Source organism: Pirellulales bacterium (assembly GCA_035546535.1).
In the GTDB taxonomy this organism is placed as follows: domain Bacteria; phylum Planctomycetota; class Planctomycetia; order Pirellulales; family JACPPG01; genus JACPPG01.
Genome location: DASZWQ010000182.1, coordinates 36,380 through 45,954, shown reverse-complemented (window position 1 = coordinate 45,954; position 9,575 = coordinate 36,380). Strand labels below are relative to the sequence as shown.

Sequence of the window (9,575 nt, the reverse complement as noted above, 5' to 3'; positions counted from 1 at the left end):
GTTCGGTTTCAACTGGAACAAAAACGCTGTGCCTTCCTGGAGGAGTTGGGGCGAAACGAAGAAGCCATGGCGATCTTGGGCCGGCTGGTCGACGACCCACACTGCCCGGCCGACGATCGCGATTGGATGCTGCGTAACATTGCGGTGTGTTTGACGCGGATGGAACGCATCGACGAGGCTGCAGCTTTTTATGACCAGCAGATTGCAGCGGCATCCGACCGAGTGACGCGCCGCTATTTTCAGCGCTCGAAGGCGGAATTGTTGCAAGGGTCGGACCGTCATCAAGAGGCTGTCGCGTTGTCTCGCCTCGTCTTGTCCACGGCAAAGCCTGATAGCGAGGAGTGGGCAACCGACCAAGGCCGACTGGCAGCAGCGCTCGTGGCCGCGGGAGAGCGCCGCGAAGCACTCGACGCACTGCAAAACGAAAAAACGTTCTGGTTCATGAGGAAGGATGCCAACGTACTGCTGCATCTTGCTCGGGAGCACCACGCTTGCGGATTTGACAACCTGGCCGGCGAGACGCTCGATGATGCGACGGGAATTCTCGACAATCTGGCGCGCGAAGGGACTAATGAGAAGCGAATCTCACGACTGCGCGATCAATTGGCAAGCCAACGAGCCCAGCTCGCAACACCCGCCGAGCAGCCAACCGCGAAATAACTGCGCGATCGTGTCGGCGTGATGACTGACTAGACGCGGGCCGGAACGCGCGCAAGCATCGCGGCGCAAAGAAAACCGCCGGGCACACGATTGCGCCCGGCGGTGCTTCGATCATCTCAGCTTACGCGAAAACTTACCTCGTGTCAGGCCGCTTTGCGACGCACAAACGCCAGGAGCAGGCCGAACGCGCCGACGAGGGCCATCGCCACCGTCGACGGCTCGGGCACGACATACAACGCCTGGCCGTCCGCCAGCGAAGCTCCGCTGGCGGCAAACGTCACGCCCGACGTCGACGAAGTGAACTGCACCGCCGGCAGCACTGTCGAACCTGCCGGCACCAGCGTGCCGTACACGCCGTTGCCCGCCAGCGAGCCGAGCAGTTGCGGGCCCGTGCCGCCAAAGGCCGCTTCGGTATTGAAGCCACCTTGCAACAGTTGTTGCAAGGTACCGCCGAGGGTCATCTCGGGCACGTTGAGCGAGTTCGACGAAAGATTCAGGAACAACAGCGCGTCATAGCCCGCGAACGCCGGGCCGAATGTCGAGGCCGAGACACGGAACAAAGCGCCCGTCGCATTAGCCAGTGAAACGCCGTTGATGTCGGTTGTCGGCAGACTGTTTTGCAAGCTGGCAGCCGTCAAGGTGGTGCTGATCCCGTAAGCGGCGGAACCTCCACTGAGGTTTGGCACATACGGAGTGTTCGGCGCTCCGCCGATGAAGGGATTGGCCGCTTGCGGTCCGGTGGTGGTCGGCGCATTCGCAGCGCCAACGCTGGCCACGTTTCCGAGGTTCGATCCCTCGATCGCGCGTCCACCGCCGCCGGTGTTGCCACCGGTTCCTCCGGAGACATTCAAGCTGCCGGTGCCGCCAAGCGTGGTGCCACTGATCCAGAATGTTCCGCCAGCTCCGCCGCCGCCGGTGCCGCCGGGGCCGCCGTTTCCACCGTGGCCGCCTAAGCCGCCGTTGCCGCCCTGGCCACCAGGTCCGCCGTTGCCGCCGCCCGATGCACCACTTCCGCCGTTTCCAGGGGTGCCACCGGTCTGACCCGTAGCGCCGCCGCTACCGGTGGTGGCGCTACCGCCGGTGATACCGTTTCCGCCCTGCGCGGACAGGGTGGTGTTGATATTCACGGCCCCAAGGGCGTCGATTTTCACGGCGCCGCCACCGTTTCCGCCGCCACCGCCGAGGCCGCCATGACCGCCAGTACCGCCGGTACCACCTTGTCCGCCACCCCCACCGCCACCACCGGTGCCGGCCGAGCCGAGAAAGCCTTGACCACCACCACCGCCGCCACCACCACCGCCGGAGCTACCGCCGCCGCCGCCACCGCCACCGCCACCACCGCCGCCGGAGCCGCCGCCTCCACCACCAGTTAACGTCAGCGCGTTTCCACCTGTGTTCGTTCCGCCGCCGCCGGCACCACCGCCGGAGGCATTGTTCGCGTTTCCACCGGTCGCACCCGCGGCGCCTGGTCCACCTGTGCCGCCGCTGCCACCGCCGACTCCTTCGCCACTACCGCCGGAACCGCTGCCGTCGCCAGGATTCGCGCCCGCGCCCGCCGCAGTTCCTGCGGCACCGCTGCCGGCTATGCCCGCACCCCCGCCACCGAGACCTGCGGCGCCGCCTACCCGGCCGGTGCCGCCGGTGCCGCCACCGGTGCCTGTCGAGCCCGCGACACGCGCACCACCGGCCGATCCGCCTCCGCCACTATTCACGCCCGCGCCGTCATCACCACCGTGCCCTCCTTGCGGGCTGGTGCCACCACCGGGTCCGCCGGTGTTGTTGGTGCCCGAGCTGCCGTGGCCGCCGGTTTGACCGTTGAGGCTGCCGCCAGCGCCACCGCCGGCGCCGCCATTGCCACTCGTGCCGCCGTTGGCTCCGCCTGCTGCGCCGGAACCGCCACCGAGCGTGCCGGCGGTGACGTTGAATGTGGCGCCTGCCGCGATGTTGACGTTGTTGCCCACGATCAGATCGAGGCCATTGCTGCCAATCGCATTGACCGTGTCGGTCGAGAGAACATCGAGATCACCATACACGGTGAAGTCGGCAACGCCGTTCACGGTGCCGGTGTAAGAAACCGTCACACCGTTGATCGTAGAAGTGGCCGATCCATTGATCAGGCCGTTTGTCGTGTCGAAATTGATGCTGGCCGCTTGTGACGTGCGCGGCAGATTACAGGCGAGCATGCTGGCGCACACGGCCGCTGTTCCTGATCGGGCAAGGAACGTTCGTACTCTTCGTTTCATTGGCGTCTCCTCGTGTTGCGGTCGCCGGCAGCACACCCGCCGGCATCACCAAAGTTGCGAATCTCGGAAATCGAAACCTTCGAAATCACTGGCGGCCGCGATGCGGCCCACGCGTCCCAGCCCGGGCGCGAAAGATGTGCCGACTCTAGAAATCGACATGCGCAAGGTCAACGCGAAAGAGCCGCAATGCGCGAAGTTCATCGAACTCTAAACGTACGCTCATCGATGTGATCATTTCGTGACCAGGCAGTCCACCACATCGAGTGGGAGGCGGCACGCCGTCGTGGTGCGCTCCTAACGCAGTGCTCACAATCATCGCGTACGCTGTTCGATGGTTTGCTTGCTATGGAAACGCGTAGGAGTTTTTGCGATGCGACGTTGGTATCGGATGCTGTCACTTGTGGTCGTGATTTTTTGTCCCACGCTGGCGCGCAGCGCAGAATTGCCCGAGGCTGCCGTCATCGTGGTCAGCGTCGATGGCCTGGCCGCGTTCTATTGGCAAGATACGCGCGCCGCGTTGCCGACGCTTCATGAGCTGGCCGCGCACGGCGCCTATGCCGACGCGATGCAAACGGTGGCGCCGACCGTCACCTGGCCCAATCACACCACGCTCGTCACGGGTGTGACGCCGGCGCGCCACGGTGTCGTCGGTAATGACTATTACGATCGCGCGCTTCGCCAACCTGTCCCGCTGATGACCGATCCGGCGGGCAACAAGGAGCCGCTCGTGCGCGTGCCCACGATCTACGATTGGGCCAAACAACGTGGGCTGGGCACGGCGGCAATTCGCTGGCCCGCCACGCGGGATGCGAAGGGTCTGGATTGGACGGTCCCCGACGTCTTCTCAGATCGGCTCTTGCACGAGTATTCCACCCCGCAACTGGTGGCCGAGTGCAAAGCGGCCGGCGTGTGGGCCGATGGCGAAGTGGTGCAGGCGGGCCCGAAGCAATACCAGGTCATCTCCGACGACACCTGCACGCGCGTTTTCAATTTTATTCTGGAGCGCCATAAGCCGGGCCTGGCACTACTCCATTTGACCCACGTCGATTACCAGCAACACGTGAAGGGTCCGCGGACCGATGACGCTTATGCGGCCATGGCGGCGGCCGATGAGCAAGTTCGCCTCGTGTGGGAGACCGTCAAGCGCGTGTATGGCGCGCGAGCCACGCTGATCGTAATCTCGGATCACGGATTCTCACCGGTCGAGCGTCTCGTCATGCCGAACGTGATTCTGAAAGAAGCGGGCCTGCTCGACGTTGAGGGGGACAAGGTGCGGGAGGGGGCAACGCACGTGATCGTGCAGGGAGGCGCGGCGCTTGTCTACATCGACGAACGGGAGAATCGGGCCGCGCTCGTTGATCGCGTCCGCAAAGCCCTTTCAGGGAAGGAAGGCGTCGCAAAGATCGTCGCCGCGGCGGATTTCGCCGATCATCGTCTGGCGCAGCCCGCGGTCGAGCCTCGCTCGCCCGATTTTTTATTATTGGCCGAGGAAGGATGGAGTTTTGGCGATTCGGCGATCGGGCCGCCGACGATCGCCGCACCGCCCGGTCGCAAAGGGGCCCACGGTCATGACGAACATTTGCCAGCGATGGACGCCGTCTTTGTCGCGTGGGGGCGTGGCATCAAGGCGGGCACACACCTCGAACGCGTCTCGAACATCGACGTCGCGCCGACGGTCGCCAGGCTGCTGAACCTGGCGCTCGACAACGTCGACGGAAAGCCAATCAGCGGCGCGCTCGCCGATTGAACTGGCAAGATGATCGCGCACTCGCGGCAAAGCGCACCCAGGCGGCTCTAGAAATCGTCGTCGAATTCCTCGCCGACCTCGATGTCCTCGTCGTCGTCTGCCTCGCCGACCCCCGCGTCGTCGTCGAATTCGTCGATGTCCTTCTCGAATTCCGCGTCCAGGTCGTCTTCGAAATCGTCGTCGAAGTCGTCGTCAAAATCGTCGTCGTCGATGTCTTCGTCCCCGGCCTCAGCTTCACCCGCGGGCTCGTCGGAATCGGGGTCTTCGCATACCAACCACGGCGTTTCCCAAATGGGCGCGGGCGAATCTTCAATCAACGATCCAGGCGATGCAATTTGGCAAGACATGAACGAACTCTTGAACTGTGCTGGGGACGAAATTGGTCTGATGACAACGCGCGACCAACGGGTCCGCAATCCGAAACGGCGAGCCGTCTGCCCGGGCGGACGAACGGGGAACAAAGAAGCCTAGACGGTGATGCACAGCAGAGCAAGGGGCTGTTACGAGCCGTCGGCCGATCGAAGTGCCGCGCTGCCGGGAAATGTACGGAACGATGGCACCAGGCCCGCATCGGGTGGCTGAAGTTCAGGTAGGGCCGCCGTAGCGAGGACTGCGACGGCCCCACCTAGACACGGGGGTGAGAGAGCCATGTTTTTGGGCCGACTGCCTTACGGCCGTTCGGCATCTGAAACATAGGTCGCGGTCCTCGCACGGTCAAATTCGGCGCACGTAAGTTTCCCGATTCTCGTTACCGTTCGCGTGGCGCTGGCCAGTCTTGTGGGGTGACTCTATATTGCCCTGCGGCCGGTCGGGACCGCGCGCCGGCGCCCGCACCGTCGTTTCGAATCGCGATGACTTCGAGCACTCGAAAGAGATCTGCGCCTCATGCCGCCTGCGATCAATCTCAAAGAATACATCCGCTCGATTCCCGACTTTCCGAAGCCGGGGATCATGTTTTACGACATCACGCCGCTGCTTTCCGCGGCCGAGGCTTTGCGCGAATCGATCCGCCAATTGGCCGAACATTATCGCGGCCGACCGATCGACGTGGTGGCCGCGGCCGAGGCGCGCGGCTTTATCTTTGCGGTGCCGCTGGCCATCGAGTTGGGCCTGGGATTCGTACCCGTGCGCAAACCCGGCAAGCTGCCGTTTTCGACGCACGCCTTTCATTACGAGCTGGAATACGGCACCGACACGCTGGAGATTCACAGCGACGGCGTCGCCTCCGGGCAGCGCGTGCTGTTGGTCGATGATTTGCTGGCCACCGGCGGCACCATGGAAGCCTGCTGCCGGTTGATCGAACGCGCCGGTGGGCACGTGGCCGGCTGCGCGTTCGTCCTCGAGCTTGCGGATCTGCACGGCGCCGAACGGATCAAGGAATACGAAACCTTCAGCCTGATGAAGTACTGACGGTCGTGGCATCCCTGCGGGATCGCCGTTTAACGGTCGCACCGCAGGTGCACCCGGTGTTCTTGCACGCGGTGTATTGCAGCCGCCAAAAACTCGCGGCGTTACCGGTTCACGCCGATGAAGAAGCTGAACAGCTGCAATTGATCGCCCGGAGCGTGGTGTACCGGCACGGCGAAGTCCAATGCGATCGGCGCGGGTCCCATGGCGGGCACGGTGACACGCAGGCCCAAGCCCGGCGAGATGCGGAAATCTTGCCAGTGCATTTCGGTGCTGGGCTCGACGGTACCGAAGTCGGTAAATGCCACGCCGCGCAGCATGTCGTCGCCGGTGATCGGGAACATGTACTCGACCGAGTTGATGAACATGAAGTGACCGCCGACCTGCACGCCTTCGTCCAGTGGCGACGCGCCGCGGAAGTAGAAACCGCGGAGCGTGGTGTAACCGCCGGCGAAGAAGTTTTCGTAGATCGGCGTGTTCGATCCGGTGAAGCCCGTCTGGTTGTTGAAGCTGAGCGTTTGCCGTCCGGACGTGTCGGGCCGTTCGTGCAGCAGGAAATGTTGCGAATAGTTGATCGTGGCGCGCGGGAAGGTGAAGCTCCCAAACGCCTGCTCCAACCCGATGTCGATGCGATGCCCTTGCGTGGCCAGGAACGCGCTGTCGCGCGTGTCGTGGACGATATCCCACTTGGCCGAGAAGAAGGCATTGTTACCCAACACCGCTTCCAACTCCGGCGGCGTGGGGACCGACGGTTGCGAGATGTTCACGTTCTCGGCGCGGAGCGAGACCATCGTCGACAAGTTCGGATCGAACAGGAACTGGTAGCCCAGGCGGACGCTTCCGCCCAGACGTTTTTCCGTCCAGTTGTTGTAAATACGCGTGAAGTACGAGCCGCTCAGGCCGAAGCTGATCGCTGTATCGAACAGATACGGGTTCTGGAAGCTGGCCATGTACTGCTGATAGACGGTACCGGGCGAGGCCTGGATGCGGAATTGCTGACCGCCGCCGCGGAAGGCCGTGGCGTTGCGAATGTCCTCCCAACTGGTCGGCCAGCGGCGCCAGTCGAAGTTCTGCTCGTCGAGCGTGATATTTCCGATCAAGCCGGCGTTGGAGTTCACGCCCACGCCCAGCATCAAGCGACCGGTCTGCGTTTCCTGCCCCATGATGCGGATCGGGATATCACGCGGCGGGTCTTCCTCGAAGGGACCGGGGCCGACGCCCGGCGGAAAGACGTCGTTCGGGCCCGCATATCCGCCCGGGCTGGCGACGGCGCCGGCCGGAGCGTTGTTCAACAGCGGCGGCACGTTGGGCGGCGGAAGCTGGCCGCTGGGCACTGCCGACGGCGGCGGCAGCACCGATTGCCCGTACGCTGGCCCACCCCCCGGCGCCGCGTAGCCGCCGGCAGGAGGAGCATAAACGGGAGGTTGCGAATAACCCGGTTGCGCATAGCCGGGCTGAGCGTAGGCCGGCGGCGCGTTTCCTGATGGCACTGCCGAGCCGTAGCCCGGAATCGAATTCACCGGCGGGGCGCCGTACTGATTCGGAGCGGCATAACCTCCCGGCGCGGCATAGCCGCCCGGCTGGGAATACGACGGCGTGACGGCGGGCGGGATCGTGGGCGTTGCGCTCGACGGCGGCGTGCTCGACGGCGCGTAGCCGCCGGGCACCGGTTGAATGAACTGCGTCCGAGTGACGCCCGCGCTGTTCCCCACGTAGCGGGTACCACCGGTGGGAGCGTCGGGCTCGATACGCCCGAGCGGCTGTTGTCCGAACGAGGAGCTCGCGCCCGCGGGGCTCTGTCCGCGGACGACGATTTCGCGCGTGTCCCCGGTGAGCCAGGGGCGCGCGACGGTCGTGACTTGCGCCGTGCGGCGCGGCGGCGGGGCCAGGCCTTCGGGGATCAACTCGACTTCGGCCGATTCTCCCTCGTGCAACAACTCGCCATCATGCGCCGAGGAGGTCGTTTCGGGGTCGGGGCTCTGCCCATTGAAGCCCATCCCGTTCATGCCGCCGCCCCCCATCCCACCCATGCCGCCGGCGCCCATGCCGCCAAGGCCCATCGGCGCTTGCACGCCCGGCCCCTTATGACGACCGCGGGGGTTGCGTGCCACCGACGTATCGGCGTCTTCCTCTTCGTCTTCCATGCCGGGCTTGGCGAACACGATCTTGGGGACTTGCCCCTGGGCCGGCTGGTTGGCGAGCATTTGCGAAGCCTTCAGGCGCCGCTCGCTGTCGCGCAGCTTTTTGGTGTTGGCGATGTCGCCGGTGCGCAACGACAGCCGGTTCAAGATGGCCGTTCGCCGCGTGTGCGGATTATCGCCCGAAATCTTCACGTCGATGCGCCCCACCCGGTAGCGGTCTCCTTCCTCGATCTTGTACACCAGGTCGAGCTGGCCCGGTTCTTCGAGGAAGCGCGTTTCGGGTTGGACGTCGGCGAAGATGTAGCCTACCTCGCCGTATTTGTCCTGGACCCCCGTAATATCCTTGTTCAGCTTCGCTTGATCGAAAAAGTCTCCGCCGGTCAGCTTCAGATCCTTCATCAACGCTTCGGATTGCAGCCGGCTGTTGCCGATCACCGAGACATTGTTGACGGTGTAGCGAGGGCCTTCCTCGATGACGAAATTCAACGTCATCCAGTTCTGCTTCTCGTTGAAGATCCACTCGCGTCCGATGCGGGCGCGAAAGAAGCCCAGTCCGCGGTAGTAGTCGGTCAGGCGGCGCACGTCCTCGTCGATGCGGTTGTAGTCGACTTCTCCCTTGAAGATCCACAGGATCGGCGGCTTCGACTGGATTTGCGTTTCCAAGCGCTTGTCGGGAGCTACGGTGTTGCCTTCGAAGTTCACGTCCCAGATCTTCTGCTTCAGACCCTCGTTGACCATCAGCTTCACGCCGCGGTCGCCGGGACGTGTTCCCTCGATGATCGTGACCGAGGCCTGGGCGTAGGCCTTCGAGTGCAAATACTCTTCCAGCTTGGTGCGCGCCTCTTCGACGGCGTACGGGTCGAGCGCGTCTCCTTCTTTCAAGCCGGCCTTTTTCTTCAGCGTCTTTTCGCTCTTCGTGCTGCCGTAGATTCTTACGTAGCGGATCAAGGGCCGCTCGACGACGTGGTAAATGATCACGATGCCGCCGTCCGGGCGCCGTTCGTAGCGCGGTTCGACGTTGATGAACTGATGCGTCTTGGTGAGCCGCTTGACGTCGTCTTCGACGATCGACTTATCCAACGGCCGGCCGGCGCGGGTCTTGATGTGCGGCATGATCTTGTGCGATTCGACGGCCTTGTTCCCTTCGATGCGCACTTCGACCACTTGGGGCGTGGTCGAAATCGGCAGACCGGCATCTTGCGACGGGGGCGTCATCGGCACGGGGCCCGATGGCGGCGCCGCGCCCGGCAGCAGCGGTGACCGGGGCGCAGAATTCGTCGGAGGCGCGCTTCCCGCCGCCGGATATTGCCCGCGCGCAATGGTCGTTGCCAGCGCAACGACAAGCGCGATCGCGCACAAGCGCGACATGAGGGCAGA

Annotated in this window: 6 protein-coding genes; 3 read left to right on the top strand and 3 right to left on the bottom strand. The window is 64.1% G+C overall.

The window, feature by feature from the left end; translation table 11 throughout:
* Positions 1-75: 75 nt before the first annotated feature.
* Complete coding sequence (locus tag VHD36_21340) at positions 76-660, top strand: hypothetical protein (GenBank protein ID HVU89889.1); 585 nt, start codon at positions 76-78, stop codon at positions 658-660.
* 143 nt (positions 661-803) lie between these two features.
* Here the strand turns inward: VHD36_21340 and VHD36_21335 are convergent, their stop codons facing one another.
* Positions 804-2,903, bottom strand: a complete 2,100-nt coding sequence (locus VHD36_21335; protein HVU89888.1) for a hypothetical protein — start codon at positions 2,901-2,903, stop codon at positions 804-806.
* A 370-nt stretch (positions 2,904-3,273) separates the two neighbouring features.
* Between VHD36_21335 and VHD36_21330 the strand changes: the two genes are divergently transcribed.
* A complete protein-coding gene (locus VHD36_21330) occupies positions 3,274-4,650 on the top strand; it encodes an ectonucleotide pyrophosphatase/phosphodiesterase (protein HVU89887.1) in 1,377 nt (458 codons plus the stop codon).
* Between the two features lie 47 nt (positions 4,651-4,697).
* Here VHD36_21330 and VHD36_21325 read toward each other — a convergent pair whose 3' ends face one another.
* Positions 4,698-4,997, bottom strand: coding sequence for a hypothetical protein (locus VHD36_21325; protein ID HVU89886.1), 300 nt, complete (start codon positions 4,995-4,997; stop codon positions 4,698-4,700).
* 538 nt (positions 4,998-5,535) lie between these two features.
* Between VHD36_21325 and VHD36_21320 the strand changes: the two genes are divergently transcribed.
* Positions 5,536-6,060: an adenine phosphoribosyltransferase gene (locus VHD36_21320; GenBank protein ID HVU89885.1), complete on the top strand. Its 525-nt coding sequence runs from the start codon at positions 5,536-5,538 to the stop codon at positions 6,058-6,060.
* Positions 6,061-6,161: 101 nt separating this feature from the next.
* Here VHD36_21320 and VHD36_21315 read toward each other — a convergent pair whose 3' ends face one another.
* Positions 6,162-9,566, bottom strand: a complete 3,405-nt coding sequence (locus VHD36_21315) for a BamA/TamA family outer membrane protein (protein HVU89884.1) — start codon at positions 9,564-9,566, stop codon at positions 6,162-6,164.
* Positions 9,567-9,575 lie beyond the last annotated feature (9 nt).